The 15045-nt window shown below is 74.1% G+C and carries 16 protein-coding genes; 13 read left to right on the top strand and 3 right to left on the bottom strand.

Going from position 1 to position 15045, the window contains the following annotated elements:
- The first annotated feature begins 31 nt into the window (after positions 1–31).
- Together PP1_RS18985 and PP1_RS18980 are read left to right on the top strand one after the other, a co-directional pair.
- Positions 32–691, top strand: a complete 660-nt coding sequence (locus PP1_RS18985; RefSeq protein WP_010235346.1) for a DUF742 domain-containing protein — start codon at positions 32–34, stop codon at positions 689–691.
- A 46-nt stretch (positions 692–737) separates the two neighbouring features.
- Positions 738–1289, top strand: a complete 552-nt coding sequence (locus PP1_RS18980) for a GTP-binding protein (protein ID WP_010235349.1) — start codon at positions 738–740, stop codon at positions 1287–1289.
- Here PP1_RS18980 and PP1_RS18975 read toward each other — a convergent pair.
- Positions 1286–3589, bottom strand: coding sequence for a helicase-associated domain-containing protein (locus PP1_RS18975; RefSeq protein WP_075315265.1), 2304 nt, complete (start codon positions 3587–3589; stop codon positions 1286–1288). The genes PP1_RS18980 and PP1_RS18975 overlap by 4 nt on opposite strands.
- Before the next feature lie 116 nt (positions 3590–3705).
- On the opposite strand from PP1_RS18975, the gene PP1_RS18970 reads away from it, so the two are divergent.
- Positions 3706–3888 carry a hypothetical protein gene (locus PP1_RS18970; protein WP_010242391.1) on the top strand — a complete coding sequence of 61 codons (183 nt, stop codon included), beginning with the start codon at positions 3706–3708 and terminating at the stop codon, positions 3886–3888.
- A gap of 2 nt (positions 3889–3890) precedes the next feature.
- Positions 3891–4496 carry a nucleotidyltransferase family protein gene (locus PP1_RS18965; RefSeq protein ID WP_010242389.1) on the top strand — a complete coding sequence of 202 codons (606 nt, stop codon included), beginning with the start codon at positions 3891–3893 and terminating at the stop codon, positions 4494–4496.
- Between the two features lie 102 nt (positions 4497–4598).
- On the opposite strand, the gene PP1_RS18960 is transcribed toward PP1_RS18965, so the two are convergent.
- Positions 4599–5111, bottom strand: a complete 513-nt coding sequence (locus tag PP1_RS18960) for a transglycosylase family protein (protein ID WP_010242387.1) — start codon at positions 5109–5111, stop codon at positions 4599–4601.
- Between the two features lie 536 nt (positions 5112–5647).
- Here PP1_RS18960 and moaC point away from each other — a divergent pair.
- The 3 genes from moaC to PP1_RS31595 are packed head-to-tail and all read left to right on the top strand — an operon-like array spanning position 5648 to position 7076.
- Positions 5648–6145 carry a cyclic pyranopterin monophosphate synthase MoaC gene (gene moaC / locus PP1_RS18955; protein WP_029240042.1) on the top strand — a complete coding sequence of 166 codons (498 nt, stop codon included), beginning with the start codon at positions 5648–5650 and terminating at the stop codon, positions 6143–6145.
- Positions 6142–6645, top strand: a complete 504-nt coding sequence (locus PP1_RS31600; protein ID WP_029240041.1) for a MogA/MoaB family molybdenum cofactor biosynthesis protein — start codon at positions 6142–6144, stop codon at positions 6643–6645. The genes moaC and PP1_RS31600 overlap by 4 nt, the downstream gene beginning before the upstream one ends.
- On the top strand, positions 6642–7076 hold the full coding sequence (locus PP1_RS31595; protein WP_010242381.1) for a molybdenum cofactor biosynthesis protein MoaE: 435 nt from the start codon (positions 6642–6644) through the stop codon (positions 7074–7076). Before PP1_RS31600 ends, PP1_RS31595 begins: the two co-directional genes overlap by 4 nt.
- A gap of 124 nt (positions 7077–7200) precedes the next feature.
- On the opposite strand, the gene PP1_RS18945 is transcribed toward PP1_RS31595, so the two are convergent.
- Positions 7201–7767: a LysM peptidoglycan-binding domain-containing protein gene (locus PP1_RS18945; RefSeq protein WP_010242379.1), complete on the bottom strand. Its 567-nt coding sequence runs from the start codon at positions 7765–7767 to the stop codon at positions 7201–7203.
- A 540-nt stretch (positions 7768–8307) separates the two neighbouring features.
- Here PP1_RS18945 and PP1_RS18940 point away from each other — a divergent pair.
- The 6 genes from PP1_RS18940 (at position 8308) to PP1_RS18915 (ending at position 15032) form a co-directional block, all read left to right on the top strand.
- A complete protein-coding gene (locus PP1_RS18940) occupies positions 8308–9225 on the top strand; it encodes an AAA family ATPase (protein ID WP_010242377.1) in 918 nt (305 codons plus the stop codon).
- A 4-nt stretch (positions 9226–9229) separates the two neighbouring features.
- Entirely contained in the window at positions 9230–10360 is a 1131-nt protein-coding gene (locus tag PP1_RS18935; protein ID WP_010242375.1) for a vWA domain-containing protein, read from the top strand.
- Entirely contained in the window at positions 10353–11468 is a 1116-nt protein-coding gene (locus tag PP1_RS18930; RefSeq protein WP_010242373.1) for an XdhC family protein, read from the top strand. The genes PP1_RS18935 and PP1_RS18930 overlap by 8 nt, the downstream gene beginning before the upstream one ends.
- A 126-nt stretch (positions 11469–11594) precedes the next feature.
- Positions 11595–12932, top strand: a complete 1338-nt coding sequence (locus PP1_RS18925) for an iron-containing alcohol dehydrogenase (RefSeq protein ID WP_010242371.1) — start codon at positions 11595–11597, stop codon at positions 12930–12932.
- A 10-nt stretch (positions 12933–12942) separates the two neighbouring features.
- Positions 12943–14325, top strand: coding sequence for a MadS family sensor histidine kinase (locus PP1_RS18920; protein ID WP_010242369.1), 1383 nt, complete (start codon positions 12943–12945; stop codon positions 14323–14325).
- A complete protein-coding gene (locus PP1_RS18915; RefSeq protein ID WP_010242367.1) occupies positions 14322–15032 on the top strand; it encodes a MadR family response regulator transcription factor in 711 nt (236 codons plus the stop codon). Before PP1_RS18920 ends, PP1_RS18915 begins: the two co-directional genes overlap by 4 nt.
- The last annotated feature ends 13 nt before the right edge of the window (positions 15033–15045 follow it).

Here is a 15045-nt window from a genome sequence, read left to right as displayed (position 1 = left end):
TCCGAGGATCGACCAGAGCGGGTGAGATCCGATGACCCAGAACCCGGGCGACTCGGGCCCCGAGCCCACGTTCGCGGACGTGATGAACGGGTTCAGCCTGGACTCGAGGCGCAAGCCGAAGAAGCGGCGGTGGGGTCGCAACCGGTCCGACGACGACCAGGGCGCACCCGCCACGGACGACCGGCAGCAGGTCCCGCCACCGGCTCCGGCCGAGATGACGGGTCCGATCGCCGGTTCGGCCGCCTACGGACTCCCTCCGACCCGGGCCGAGGCGGAGGCCGCACACCAGCAGCCCCCGCAACCCCCGACGACTCCCGCGGCAGCGGCGCCGCCCCCTCCGGCCGCGGGCGGGGCCGCCTTCGTGCGGCCCTACGCGTGGACGCGCGGCCGGACGAAGTCGGGCTACGAGCTGGCCGTCGAGACCCTGGTCTCGGTCAGCAACCGGGCCCGCAGCCAGCTGGAACGACTGCCGATGGAGCACCGCTCCGTCGCCGACCTCCTGCTCGAGCAGACCCGCTCGGTCGCGGAGGTCGCGGCGCTGCTGTCGCTCCCCCTGGGCGTGGCCCGGGTGCTGCTCGGGGACATGGCCTCGAGCGGCACGGTGACCGTTCACCAGACCGCGAGCACCCCCGGCGACATGCCGGACCTCGCGCTGATGGAAAGGGTGTTGAGTGGACTCCGTCGGCTCTAGGCCACAGCCGCCCCAACCCGCTGCCGGCCCGGCCCGCACGGCCACGATGTCGGCCAAGATCGTCGTGGCCGGCGGATTCGGCGTCGGCAAGACCACGTTCGTCGGGTCGGTCTCGGAGATCATGCCGCTGACCACCGAGGCCGTGATGACCGAGGCGAGCTCGTCGCACGACGACCTCTCCGCCACCCCCAACAAGCGCTCGACGACGGTCGCGATGGACTTCGGCCGCGTCTCGCTGGACTCCGACCTGGTGCTCTACCTGTTCGGCACGCCCGGCCAGCAACGCTTCTGGTTCATGTGGGACGACCTGGTCCGCGGCGCGATCGGCGCCGTCGTCCTGGTCGACACCCGCCGGCTGGCCGACTCGTTCGCCGCGATCGACTTCTTCGAGGACCGCAACCTGCCCTACGTGGTGGGTGTGAACGCCTTCGACGGTCACCTGCAGCACGGCCTCGAGGACGTCCGCGAGGCCATGTCGATCGACCCGGCCGTCCCGATGGTGGTGTGCGACGCCCGCCACCGGCAGTCGACCAAGGAGACGCTCATCGCGCTGGTGCAGCACGCCATGCACCAGCGGATGGCCGCCGGGGCCCGCTAGGACCGGGCCCCGGCCCCGCCGGACTCCTCCACCGGGGCGATCGACGTGATCCGGTGCAGCTGGATCCGGCGGAGCTCGCCGTCGAGGGCATCGCGGCCCTCGACGACGCCACCGCCCACCGAGGTCGGCGCCAGCACCCGGTCGCCGGCCACGCCGTGCGCGTCGACGTAGCCGATCCACACCGTCCGGCCCTCGCGGACCGCCGACTGCAGCGACGCCAGGTCGCCGGTCGACCCTGTCGACTCCCGCCGCCCCGCCACGCTGCGCCGGACCCCGGCCAGTGCGTCACCGGCCCGCAGGCGTTCCACGATCTCGTCCGCCCGGTCCGACGGGCCGTCGTGCACGACCCCGCCGGTGCGGGCGTTGCCCCCACGGCGGCGCGACTCGGCCCGCCTGCCCTTCCCCGCGAGATCGAGCACCGCGCCGCCGGCGTCCTCGGCGGCCGGGCTGAACCCGGCGGCCCGGAGCCCGTCGAGCACCTCGGCCAGCGGCAGCGAGCTGACCACGACCGTCGGCGCGATCCGGCGCAGACCCAGCTCGGCCGCCGCCTCGTGCGCGAGCACCTCGGAGAGCAGCACCTCGTCGTCGGACCGCAGGAAGGCGGCCACGGCGCCGCCCCGCAGCCGCCCGTGCCGGCGGGCGACGTCGTCGACCAGGTAGGTCAGCGTCTGCGGCACCGGGGTCCGCGAGCGGGCCTCGAGGAAGGCCCGCACGTCCTCGGCGGTGCGCCCGGTGTCTAGCGCGCGGCGCAGGCTCCGCTCGGTGAACCGGTACACGGTCGCCCCGCCCGCGGACTCGACGTCGGCGAGGGTCGCCAGCTCGTGTGCCAGGTCGGCCGACAGCCGGCCCGGGGCGACGGCGGTGAGGTCGGCCTGCAGGAGGATCTCCTCGACCGGTGCGGGCAGCGCCGCGTGCAGCGCCGCGGCCACCGCGGTCGGGTGCCGTGCGTCCTGGGTCGCCGGGTCGAGCAGGACCCGCCCGGCGGTGGTGACGGCATCGAGGGCGACCACACCGACGGTCGTCGCCTCGGCGACCGTCCAGGTGACCATCTCGTCGCGCAGCCGGCCCCCGCGGCGCGGGGCCGCCCACGCCAGCACCCGCGCGAGGTCGTCGGCGGAGCCGACGGCGCTCCCCTCGGGCAGGTCCGCGAGCGTCTGGAGGATCCGGCGCCGGTCCTTCGGGGCGGGTGGGCGGCGCGGGCCGTCGGACAGCGCGCCGATCGGCTTGCCGGCCTCGTCGCGGCGGCCGACGACGCCGGGCAGCCGCGGGAGCTCCAGCCAGGTCCGGGCGAGGACCGCCCAGCGCGACTCCTCGGGGGCGGCGGCCCACACGTCGGCCTCGGGGGTGGGCAGCCACTCGGGGTTCACCGACTCGGTGTCGCCGATCAGGTCGGCGCCGAGCAGGATCTCGAGGATCAGTGCGGCCGTGCCCTCGTCGGTGTCGGCTTCCTTCGCCGCGCGGCGAAGCTCCCGCACCCCGAACCCGCCGGAGCGCAGCACACCGGGGGCCTCGGCTCCCAGGTACTCCAGCACCAGGTCCACCCGGCGCAGGAACTCCATGGCCGCGCCGGCGCCGGTGCCGTCCACCGTGGCCGGATCACGCTCGCGCACCGTGACGTCCGGCCGGGAGACCTCGAGCCGGCCCATCGGGCGGTCGCCGCGCAGCGCGACGGCCACCTGGCGCGGCAGCTCGACGGTCTCGGCGTCCCGGCGCACCAGGAGCCCCTTGGTGACCAGCGAGCCGACCGGGCCGGAGCTCCCCGTCGCGCCGCGCGAACGGCCGATCGGCGGTCCGGCCGCGAGGACGTCGAGCACGCGGCGCTCCTCGTCGGTCACGCCTGCCAGCAGCGTGTCCAGTTCGGACGTCGCCGCGGGACCCGCGGCCTCGCCGCCGAGCCCGCCCGGCCAGGGCCCGACGGCCTCCGCGGCCGCCGGGACGGCCGACAGCGCGTCGTCCGGGCCCCAGACCAGTGCCCGGGCCCGCAGCGGCCCCAGGCCCTCCCGGAAGGTCGCCTCGTCGACGTCGGGGCCCAGCCACCAGCGGGGGCCGTGCGCGGCCGTCGAACCGTCCACCGGGGACCGGCCGGCACCGGCGAGGACCAGTGCCTCGAGCACGGTCAGCGGGACCGTGCCGAGTTCCTCGCAGGTGCGCTGCACCGAGGCCCGGATGGAGGCCCGGGTCGCCAGCACCGTCAGATCCGACGGCGGGGGGACGGCGAGGTCCGGACGCGTACGCAGGAGCGCGGCGAGGAACCCGTCGTCCTGCGCGCGCAACCACTCGACCAGCGACGTCTGCACCACCACCAGGGTAGTCGGGTGGTCCGGGACGCACCGGGGCGGACAGGACGAGCGCCGTCCGGGATACTGACGGGTGACACCGCCCCGGCCCCGCCGGACACCCGACGCTGGAGGAACCGATGGCCGCGAAGCCCCTGGACACCGACCGGATCGACCCGAGCTGGCCGCACCTGCCGGACGGCGAGCACCCGCTCACCGAGCTCATGGGCCCGGTGCAGGGGAACATGTCCCCGTTCGGTGATGTCGAGTTCCCGGTCGACAGCGTGCCCTACGAGCACCCGGTCACCGAGATCAACCGCTGACCGTGGTCGCGGGACTGCTGCTCGCCGGTGGCGCGGGCCGCCGCATGGGCACGCCGAAGGCGCTGGTCCGCCTGCACGGTGAGCCTCTCGCGGTACGTGCGGTGAAGGCCCTGCAGGCGGGTGGCTGCGGGCCCGTCACCGTGGTGCTCGGTGCGCGCTCCGACGACGTCACCGACGTCCTGCGCAGCGCGGGGCTCGGTACCAGCGGCAGCGACGTGGGCGTCGTCGTCGCGGAGGACTGGGACGAGGGCATGGGCGCGTCGCTGCGCCGCGGGCTGGACGCGCTGACCCACCTGCCCGGGACGGGCGCCGCGCTCGTGCACCTGGTGGACCTGCCCGGGGTCGGGCCGGAGGCCATCGCGCGGGTCAGCGCGGGCGCGACGCACTCGTCGCTGCGCCGCGCCGCGTACGACGGCGTGCCGGGGCACCCGGTGCTGCTCGGCCGCGACCACTGGTCCGGCGTCGTGGGCAGCGCCGCGGGCGACGCCGGGGCCCGGGACTACCTGTCCGGCAGCTCCGATCTCGAGCTGGTCGAGTGCGGTGACGTCGCCGAGCCGGACGACGTCGACACCCCCGCCCAGCTCCGGAAGCTCGCCGGGTCCACCTGAGACGGGTCGGCCCGGGCCGACCGGCGCCCCGGACGCAGACGTGTGCCCCGGTCCCGTGGGAAGGGACCGGGGCACACGTGGCGGGAGCCCGGGTGGGCCTGATCAGACGTTGACGACCTGGCCCGGGTGGATCATCTGCCCGGCGCCGAGGCCCGGGTTCTTGGCGAGCAGGTTCTTCCAGTGCCCGACACCGTGCGCCGCGGCGATCTTGCCGAGGGTGTCGCCGGACTTCACCGTGTACGTGTTGCCGGACGGCGTGGCCGCCGGGGCGCTCAGCTTGGTGCGCGCGGGGGCCTGCGAGCCGGAGTCGCGCTCGACCGTGCGCGGGGTCGAGGAGCCGGAGGCGCCGGTCTTCTTGGAGCACGACGGCCAGGCGTTCCAGCCCTGCTCCGCCAGCACCTTCTCCGCGACGGCGATCTGCTCGGTACGGGTCGCCTGGTGCGCCGCGGACGCGTACTCGCCGCCGCCGAAGGCCTTCCAGGTGGACGGGGTGAACTGCAGACCACCGGAGAAGCCGTTGCCGGTGTTGGCCGCCCAGTTCCCGGTGCTCTCGCAGTGCGCGAGCTCGTCCCAGGTGGAGTCGGTGGCGGCGTTCGCCGGGACGATCGCGAGCATGGGGGCTCCGAGGACGGCGCCGGCGACGGCGGTCCGGGCGATCGTGCGTCCGGCGGTGCTGGGTTTGCGATGCTTACCGCGGTATCGAGCCATGGCAGGTCTCCCGCGTGGCGCCGTCCGACCAGTGCGCCCGGGGAGTGGGCGCGCGTTCCGGTGGCCGGGGAGTGGCCACCGATCCGCATCGCGGTCGGCCCTGTCCCACGAAGTACCTCGGGGGCCGGTGACCGCCGGACAGGGAGCACTGCGGTACCGGAGCCCGTCCGCATTGGGGGAGTCGGTCGGGCCGGGATCGAAGGTAGGTCACGTCAGGGCGACGGGAAAGTCGACGGCGACACGGCGTGGCGTCGGACGTTCCGGGCACATCAAGATCGAATAAACGGTTTCCGCTGGTCATTCCCGCCGATCACGAAGCGGATACGCTCGAGGAAACTCTGTGTTCGGTTCCACAAACGTGATACAGATCACAATTTACGACCATCCGGACCAACGTCTGCGGCCACTCCGCGTGCACACCCCCGGCGTATAGGGTCGGCGCCGTGAGTAGCGAGCTCAGCCACGTCGACGAGGCAGGCGCCGCCCGCATGGTGGACGTCTCGGACAAGCAGCCGGGCCGCCGGGCCGCGGTCGCGACGGGTGTCGTGCGCACCACCGCCGAGGTCGTGGGCCTGCTCCGCGCCGACGGGCTGCCGAAGGGTGACGCGCTGGCGACCGCCCGGATCGCCGGGATCATGGGTGCCAAACGGACCCCGGACCTCGTCCCCCTCTGTCACCCGATCGCGATCAGCGGCGTCACCGTCGATCTCGAGCCCGACACCGAGGGCGACGCCGGGCGGATCGCGATCCGGGCCGAGGTCCGGACCACCGACCGCACCGGGGTGGAGATGGAGGCGCTCACCGCCGTCACCGTCGCGGGGCTGACCCTGCACGACATGATCAAGGCGGTCGACCCGGCCGCGGTGCTCGACGCGGTGCGGGTCGAGCGCAAGGACGGCGGGAAGACCGGGCAGTGGACCCGCCCGGAGGACCGGTCGTGAGCGCGGCAGCCGGAGCGGACCGCGACACCCGCACCGCCCGGGTCGTCACGGCGTCGAACCGGGCCGCGGCGGGGGTCTACACCGACCGCGGCGGCCCGCTGATCACCGGCTGGCTGCGCGAGCGCGGGTACGCGACGCCCGACCCCGTCGTCGTACCGGACGGCGAGCCGGTCGGCGAGGCGCTGCGTGCCGCCGTCGCGGACGGTGTGGACGTCGTGATCACCACCGGCGGGACCGGGATCTCCCCCACCGACGCCACCCCGGAGGTGACGCGCGCGGTGCTGGACCACGAGGTGCCCGGGCTGGCCGACGCGGTGCGCCGGGCCGGCGAGGCCCAGGTGCCCACGGCCGTCCTGTCCCGTGGGGTGGCCGGCGTGGCGGGCCGGACGCTGATCGTGAACCTGCCCGGGTCGCCGGGCGGGGTGAAGGACGGCCTGGGCGTCCTGGGGGGCGTCCTCGACCACGCCGTCGACCAGCTGCACGGAGGGGACCACCGATGAGCGAGCACCCCACGGTCCTGCGGGCCGCGGTCGGCGAGGAGCCACTGGACGTGGACGAGCACGCCCGGCTCGTCGAGCACGCCGCGGCCGGCGCCGTCGTCACCTTCGCCGGGGTGGTCCGCGACCACGACGGCGGCCGGTCGGTGCACGGCCTGGAGTACAGCGCCCACCCGACCGCGGGCCGGATCGTCGCGGAGGTGGCCGAGCAGGTGGCCGCCCGCAGCGACGGGGTGCGCGCGCTGGCGGTGAGCCACCGGATCGGCCCGCTGGACATCGGCGAGGTCGCGCTGGCCTGCGCGGTGGCCGCGGAGCACCGCGGACAGGCGTTCGGCGCGTGCGCCGAGCTGGTCGACGAGGTCAAGCGGCTGCTCCCGGTGTGGAAGCACCAGCGGTTCACCGACGGCACCGACGAGTGGGTCAACTCGGCCTGAGAGACGGGAACGGCCCGGACCGCACCCCGAGGGGTGGGTCCGGGCCGTCGTCCGCCGGGGCGGGTGCTGGGGACACCGCGCGCCCCGTCACGTCCGTCCGGATGGCGGTCCGGGCGGACGGGGATCAGCCCAGGTTCAGGCTCTGCCCGACACCGATGGCGTTCACGTTCGAGATGCCGTTCAGCGAGGCCAGCTTCGCGACCGAGGTGCCGTGCGCCGCGGCGATCTTCCCGAGGGTGTCGCCGGACTTGACGGTGTAGCCACCGCCCGCGGCCTTCGCGGCCTTCTTCGGGGCGGCCGGCGCGGCGGGGGCCGAGGCCTTGACCCGCTTGCCCGTGTCGGCCGAGTGGCCGGTGATGCCCAGCTTCTTGGAGCAGGAGGGCCAGGCGCCCCAGCCCTGCGCCGCCAGCACCTTCTCGGCGACGGCGATCTGCTCGGAGCGGCTCGCGTTCGCCGCCGATCCCTGACCGCCGTAGGCGCTCCAGGTGGAGGGCGAGAACTGCAGACCGCCGTGGTACCCGTTACCCGTGTTGATCGACCAGTCGCCACCGCTCTCGCACTGCGCGAGCTGGTCCCAGACGTTGTCCGGGGCGGCGTTGGCGGTGCCGGCGATCGCAGCCGTCGCGCCGACCGCGACGATTCCCGCCGCGGCGACGCGCAGGAGACTTCGGCCCTTGGGTCCCTGAGACATTGTGCTTCGCTCCCACCGCGCCGGCCCGATCGGTCGCACGTCCGCGCTGGGTCCCCGGGCACAGGTGTGCCCGCCGTTCGTCGCGGAGCGTCGATCGGGACCGGGGAGCGACGTCCATGACGCCCGCGGAAGTGTTCTCTCTCGTCCCCGTCCCGTTCTGTATTCCTCGACGGACCGGACTGCCGCAGGACGGGGGTGGTTCGGCGCGGCGGGCCCGGATGTTGGCTCGTTCAGCTGGCCGCTCCGGTCGGACCGGCCGAGGCGGAACAGTGAACGGGCGAAAAGAATCCGTCAAACATCGGGTCGGTGAGCGGAATCACGGTGACACCGTTGTAATTATCAGATCAATCCTAAATGCACTGGTCAACGACGTCACATCACGGACCTATCTCGCGACTGTGAATATTTCAGGTGTGGAAGCAAACCGAACCTTCCGGGCCGCTCGTTCGTCTGTACGGGGATGGGCGCACACCCTCCGGAGGGTGCGGCCGGGGCCGCCTGCTGTGGCCGCTGCCGCGTCCCGTCCGGCATGCTGGTTCGGTGAACGACTCCGCACCCGCCGGCGCGCCGGGGCACCCCGCCCGTCCGGCACCAGGGAGCCCGGCCGACCTCGCCACCGCGCTGCGTGGCACCGGGTACCTGGCCGACGACGGCCTCGCCACGGCGGCCTACCTGGCCATGCAGATGAACCGCCCGCTGTTCTGCGAGGGCGAGCCGGGCACCGGCAAGACCGCGCTGGCGCAGGCCCTCGCCGAGACCCTCGGCGCACCGCTGATCCGGCTCCAGTGCCACGACGGCATCGACGCCGGTCAAGCCCTGTACGACTGGGACTTCCCCCGGCAGCTGCTGCACCTGCGCACCCTGGAGGCGACCGGCGGGGACCTCGACGCCGACGCGGTCGAGTCCTCCCTCTACGACGAGCGCTTCCTGCTGGACCGGCCGATCCTGCGCGCGCTGCGCACCAGCCCGTCGGTGCTGCTCATCGACGAGATCGACCGCGCCGACGACGAGTTCGAGGCCTTCCTGCTGGAGGTCCTCACCGAGCACGCCGTCACCATCCCCGAGGTCGGGGAGGTGCGTGCCCAGACGCCGCCGATCGTCGTCCTCACCTCCAACCGGACCCGCGAGGTGCACGACGCCCTCAAGCGCCGTTGCCTCTACCTCTGGCTCGAGCACCCGACGATCGAGCGGGAGATCGAGATCCTGCACAGCAGGCTGCCCGACGTGCCGGAGCGGCTCGCCGCGTCCGTCGCGCGCGCGGTGCAGAAGCTGCGGCACTCCGACCTGATCAAGCCGCCGGGCGTGGCCGAGACCCTGGACTGGGCCCGTGCGCTGCAGCTGGTCGGTGCCCGCCACCTGGACCCGGAGACCGCCGCCCGCACCCTCGGCGCGGTCCTCAAGTACCGCGAGGACGCCGACCGGGTGCACAAGCAGCTCGACTCCCTGCTCGCCTCCTGACGCCGTGACCGCCCCGCCCCCCACCGACGAGCTGCTGACGGGACTCGTCGGCTTCACCGAGGTGCTGCGTGCCGCCGGCGTGCCCGTGACCCAGGACCGGGTGACCGCGTTCCTGCAGGCCCTGGACACCCTCGACGTCACCGACCGGGAGCAGGCGTACTGGGCGGGCCGGTTGACGCTGTGCGGCGACCCGGACGACGTCGTCCGCTACGACCTGGCCTTCCCCTCCTGGTTCGAGCCGTCGGAGGGCCGCCGGGCCACGAACCGCGACGAGCGCCCGCCCGCCCCGCCGCGGCTCGCCGCGCTCGTCCCCGGCCGGGAGGGTGCCGGCGAGGACGACACCGACGACGACGGCCCGCAGATCAAGGCCGCCGCCACCGGCACCGAGGTGCTGCGCAGCCGCGACCTCGGCGAGCTCAGCCCGGCCGAGCGGGAGCACCTCCGCAGGCTGATGACGCTGCTGCGGCCGGAGCCCCCGACCCGGGCGTCGCGGCGACGGCGGCCGCACCGGCGCGGCACGGCCGACCCGCAGCGCACGCTGCGCACCGCGCTGCGCAACCAGGGCGAGCTGTCCACGATCCGGCGGCGGGACTCGTCCCGGCGCCCGCGCAAGGTCGTCCTGCTGATCGACGTCTCCGGCTCGATGGAGCCGTACGCCGACGCGCTGATGCGGTTCGCGCACGTCTTCGTGCGACGCTCGCCGCGTTCGGTGGAGGCGTTCACCCTCGGCACGCGTTTGACGAGAATCACCCGGGAATTGCGTCTGCGTGATCCGGAAAGAGCACTCGGTGCGGCCGGGAAGGCGATTCCCGACTGGTCCGGGGGAACGCGTCTCGGCGAGGTGCTGAAGGCGTTCGTCGACCGGTGGGGGCGCCGTGGGGCCGCCCGCCGCGCCGTCGTCGTGGTCTTCTCCGACGGCTGGGAACGCGGCGGCACGGAACTGCTGGGCGAGCAGGTGGAGCAGCTGTCCCGGCTGGCCCACCGGCTGATCTGGGTGAACCCGCACGCCGGCAAGGACGGCTACGCCCCCGTCCAGGGCGGAATAGTCGCGGCCCTGCCGCACTTGGACGACTTGCTGGCCGGGCACAGCCTGGACACGCTGGAGAAGCTGCTGAAGGTGGTGCGAGATGCGTGACGTGATCGACCAGCTCGAGGGCTGGTGGAAGAACGGGCAGCCGGCCGCGCTGGCCACGGTGGTCGGCACCTTCCGGTCCGCTCCGCGCCAGCCCGGCGCGTCGATGCTGGTCGGACCGGGTGGCGAGGCCGTCGGCTCGGTGTCGGGCGGCTGCGTCGAGGGCGCCGTCTACGAGCTCGGCCAGCAGGTGTTGTCCGACGAGCGCCCGGTGCTGCAGCGCTACGGGGTGTCCGACGACGACGCGTTCGCCGTCGGCCTCACCTGCGGCGGGATCCTGGACATCTTCGTCGAGAAGGTGACCCCCGAGACCTACGACCAGCTCGGCCGGATCGCCGACGCGATCCGCGCCGAGGACCCGGTGGCGGTCGCGACCGTCGTCGCGGGCCCGTCCGAGCTGCTCGGCTCGCGCCTGGTCGTGTGGCCGGACCGGACGGAGGGCGGCACGGGCTCGGACCGGATCGACGACGCCGTCCGCGACGACGTCCGCGGCCTGCTCGACTCCGGCCGCAACGCGACCCTGACCTACGGGGTGCACGGCGAGCGGCGCGGCGAGGGCCTCCAGGTGTTCGTCGAGTCCTTCGCCCCGCCGCCCCGGATGATCGTGTTCGGCGCGATCGACTTCGCGGCCGCGGTGGCCCGGATGGGCGGCTTCCTCGGCTTCCGGGTGACCGTGTGCGACGCGCGCCCGGTCTTCGCGACCGCCAGCCGGTTCCCGGGGGCGAACGAGGTCGTCGTCGAGTGGCCGCACCGCTACCTGCAGGCCGAGGCCGACGCGGGGCGGATCGACCAGCGGACCGCGCTGTGCGTGCTCACCCACGACCCGAAGTTCGACGTGCCCCTGCTGGAGGTCGCGCTGCGGCTGCCGGAGGTCGGCTACATCGGGGCGATGGGGTCCCGCCGCACTCACGACGACCGGATCGACCGGCTCCGCGAGCGCGGTCTCTCCGAGGCCGAGATCGGGCGGATGTCGTCGCCGATCGGTCTCGACCTGGGTGCCCGTACCCCGGAGGAGACCGCGGTGTCCATCGCGGCGGAGATGATCGCCCAGCACTGGGGCGGCGAGGGGATCCCGCTCGCCGAGCGGGAGGGCCCCATCCACGCCTCCTGAGCCCTCCGCTTTCGGGGAGGCCGCCTGCCCGCCCGCGACCAGCGGATCTTCGTCCGCCCGCCGATCGTGGGTGGCCCGCGGGAGGCCCCCGGGCTGTACCGTGGGCCACACGCTCGTGACGGAGCCGTGTCCCGAACCGGGCGGCGGCCCGACCACGACGGAGCGGAGGAGGGCAGCGTGGTCCTCACCGGATCATCCGGATCCGTGCACCGGGACGCGGTCCTGGTGCTCGACGGCGACCAGGCACGCCCGGGCGACGGTTCCGGGACCGGCTACACCGTGCGCGCGGCCGACTGCCCACGGGAGAGCAGGCCACGGCTGTCCAAGTTCCACGCACCCGAGATCGTCTTCGGTCCCGACTCGCTCGGGGAGACGGCGCACGCGGCGGTCCGCCTGGGCGCCCGCAGGCCGTTCGTCGTCACCGACCCGGGGGTGACCGAGGCGGGCTGGCCCGCCGAGCTCCTGCGGCACCTGCGGGCCGCGGGCCTGCGCCCGCAGCTGTGGAACGAGATCACCCCGAACCCGAAGGACCACGAGATCCAGGCCGGGTTCGAGCGCTACGAGAGCTCCGGCTGCGACGTGGTGATCGGCGTCGGCGGCGGGTCGGTGATCGACGCCGCGAAGGGGGTCGCGCTGCTCGCCGCGAACGGCGGCACGATCCTCGACTACGAGGGCATCGACCGGATCTCCAACCCGATCCCGCCGCTGGTCATGGTGCCGTCGACCTCGGGCACCGGGGCCGACGTCTCGCAGTTCTGCATCATCACCGACACCGAGCGACTCACCAAGATCACGATCATGGGGCGGGCCCTCGTCCCGGACGTCTCGGTGATCGACCCGCGGCTGCTCGTGACCATGCCGGACTGGTTGAACGCCGCCACCGGGCTGGACGCGCTCACCCACGGCATCGAGGCCTTCGTGTCGCTGGCGCACGGCCCGCTGACCGACACCCACGCGCTGCACGCCGTCGCACTCGTCCACACCAACCTGCCGACGACGATGATCCGCCGTACCGACGACGGCCCGCGCACCGCGATGGCCCAGGCCGCGCTGGAGGCCGGGCTGGCCTTCACCAACGCGATCCTCGGTGCCACGCACGCGATGAGCCACCAGGTCGGCGGGATGCTCGACCTGCCGCACGGGCTGATCAACGGGGTGCTGCTGCCGCACGTCATCCGCTTCAACGGCGCCGACGACCCGACCCGGTTCGTCCCGATCGCCCAGGCGATGGGGCTGCCCGCACGGCCCGGCATGCCCGGCGACGAGGCCGTCGACATGGTCGCGACCGAGGTCCGCAAGCTCGCCGACGAGGTCGGCGTCCCCACCGGGCTCGCGGCGATCGGGGTCCGCGACTCGGACGTGCCCCGCCTCGCCCGGCTCACCCTCGGCGACGCCTGCCTGACCACCAACCCGCGCACCGCCACGGTGGAGCAGATCGAGGATCTGTTCCGGGAAGCACTCTGAGGCCCCGACGGTGACGGCCGCCGCCCGGTTCCCGAGCCGCCGCACGCCCGCGCCGTCGACCAACGGCTTCGGGAGCCGCCCGGACCTCGACCAGCTGACCGGCCTGCGGACCGGCAAGCCGTCGTTCTACCCGGAGTACCGGGTCAACGCCGAGCGGCTCAAGCGGGTGATCCTCGCGCTCGACCGGATCTCCGCGGCGCTGGTGCGGACCATGGAGGGCTCCGAGGCGCTGGTCCGCGCGGTCGCCGACGCGGCCGCCGACCACCTCTCCGCGGACTGGGTGATCCTCGGGCTGGTCGACGGCGAGCTGCCCGACGCGACACCCCGGCACGTCGTGCTGGGCCCGGACGGCGTCGAGTGGGCGGACCTCCGACTGGTGCCGGACAAGGTGCGCCGGCACGTCGCGCTGCTCCGGTCCGGGGACGGGATCGCCCACGAGTCCGCCGCCCACCGCGGCAACGACGAACGCTCCCACCTGCACGTCCCGATCCGGCTGAACGGCCGCACCGTCGGCGGGTTCGCCGCCTGGACCCCGCCGGACCGCGACATCGACGACACCGACCACTCGGTGCTGCGGATCCTCGCCGGCCAGACGGCGTCGGCCCTGCAGAACTGCGCGCTGCTCGAACGGTCCGAGGCCCTCCACGCCCGCACCGCCGCCCAGGCCGAGGACCTGCGGACCCGCAACGACGAGCTGATGGCCACCCAGCAGGCACTGGGCGCGGCCCGCCAGCGCGAGGTGCTCGACAACGAGCGGCACCGGATCGCCCGCGAGCTGCACGACAGCGTCACCCAGTACGCGCTGTCGGCGGGGATGCACATCGAGCTGTGCCGCTCGGAGATCGCCGACCCGAACCTGCTGCAGCACCTCGACACCGCGAAGGACCTCACCCGGCGCGCGGTGGAGCAGCTGCGCTCGGCGATCTACGCCCTGAACGACGACGACCACGGCGACAAGGACCTGCCGTCGATGCTGCGGCAGCTGTCCACCGTGCACATGCCCGACGAGCTGCGCGTCGAGGTGACCATCGGCGGCACCCCGGTCCCGCTGCAGCACGAGCACGAGCAGTCGCTGTTCCGGATCGCCGGCGAGGCGTTGTTCAACACGGCGATGCACGCGTCGGCGTCGCGGGCGGTGGTCCGGCTGGCGTACCAGGCGGACCGGATCCGCCTGTCGGTGTCCGACGACGGCGGCGCCTCCCCCGACCAGATCCGCCGCACGCTGCGTGCGGCGTCGGTCCGCGGCCCCTCCGGTGAGCACCGCGGGCTGGTCAACATGGACGCCCGGGCCCGGGAGATGGGTGGGGCCCTGCGCTTCCGCCGGTCCCGGATCGGCGGCCTGCAGGTCCAGGTGGACGTCCCGCTCGGGACGCCGGTGAAGGAGATCTCGTGAGCGGACCACTGCGGACCCCGCCGGCGCCCGCACACGCCGGTGGGACCCCCCGGCGCGACCTGCCCTCGACCCGTCCGATCCGGATCGTGCTGGTCGACGACCACTCGATCATGCGCCAGGGCCTCCGCGCCGTCCTGGAGCGCGAGGACGACCTGCGCGTCGTCGGCGAGGCGGGCAGTGCCCCGGAGGCGTTCGCCGCCGTCGCGGCGGGGCGCCCGCAGGTCGTGCTGCTGGACCTGAAGCTGGCGTCCGGCCCGCAGACCGACGGCCTGGAGGTGTGCCGCAAGCTCTGCGCGGACCACCCGGGGATCGGGGTGCTCGTACTGACCACGTTCGCCGAGGACCGTCTCGTCGTCGAGTCGGTGCAGGCCGGGGCCCGCGGCTACGTCGTGAAGGACGTCGACACCACCGAGCTGGTCCGGGCGATCCGGGCGGTGTCGCGCGGCGAGAGCGCGTTCGACGCCCGCTCCGCCTCGGCGATGGTGCGCTCGCTGTCCGGCGGGATGCCCGACCGCGAGCGGCTGACCGACCGCGAGCTGGACGTGCTGCGGCTCCTGGCGCGCGGGCTGTCCAACCGGGCCATCGGCGCCGAGCTGTTCATCTCCGAGACCACGGTGAAGTTCCACGTCGGGAACCTCATGCGCAAGCTGATGGTGTCCCGCCGCGCCGAGGCCGTCTACGCCGCGACGAAGCTCGGCCTGCTCTGAACCGCGGGCGGCA

Origin of the sequence: Pseudonocardia sp. P1 (genome assembly GCF_000178675.2) — a bacterium.
GTDB lineage: Bacteria > Actinomycetota > Actinomycetes > Mycobacteriales > Pseudonocardiaceae > Pseudonocardia.
The sequence above is the reverse complement of the archived record's forward strand: the minus strand, read 5'-3'. Positions and strand labels throughout refer to the sequence as shown.

Excerpts from the sequence above, each read along its gene's own strand:
- PP1_RS18985 (WP_010235346.1), top strand. The coding sequence starts at position 32 with ATGACCCAGAACCCGGGCGACTCGGGCCCCGAGCCCACGTTCGCGGAC.
- PP1_RS18980 (WP_010235349.1), top strand. The coding sequence starts at position 738 with ATGTCGGCCAAGATCGTCGTGGCCGGCGGATTCGGCGTCGGCAAGACC.
- PP1_RS18970 (WP_010242391.1), top strand. The coding sequence starts at position 3,706 with ATGGCCGCGAAGCCCCTGGACACCGACCGGATCGACCCGAGCTGGCCG.
- PP1_RS18960 (WP_010242387.1), bottom strand. The coding sequence starts at position 5,111 with ATGCTCGCGATCGTCCCGGCGAACGCCGCCACCGACTCCACCTGGGAC.
- PP1_RS31595 (WP_010242381.1), top strand. The coding sequence starts at position 6,642 with ATGAGCGAGCACCCCACGGTCCTGCGGGCCGCGGTCGGCGAGGAGCCA.
- PP1_RS18945 (WP_010242379.1), bottom strand. The coding sequence starts at position 7,767 with ATGTCTCAGGGACCCAAGGGCCGAAGTCTCCTGCGCGTCGCCGCGGCG.
- PP1_RS18930 (WP_010242373.1), top strand. The coding sequence starts at position 10,353 with ATGCGTGACGTGATCGACCAGCTCGAGGGCTGGTGGAAGAACGGGCAG.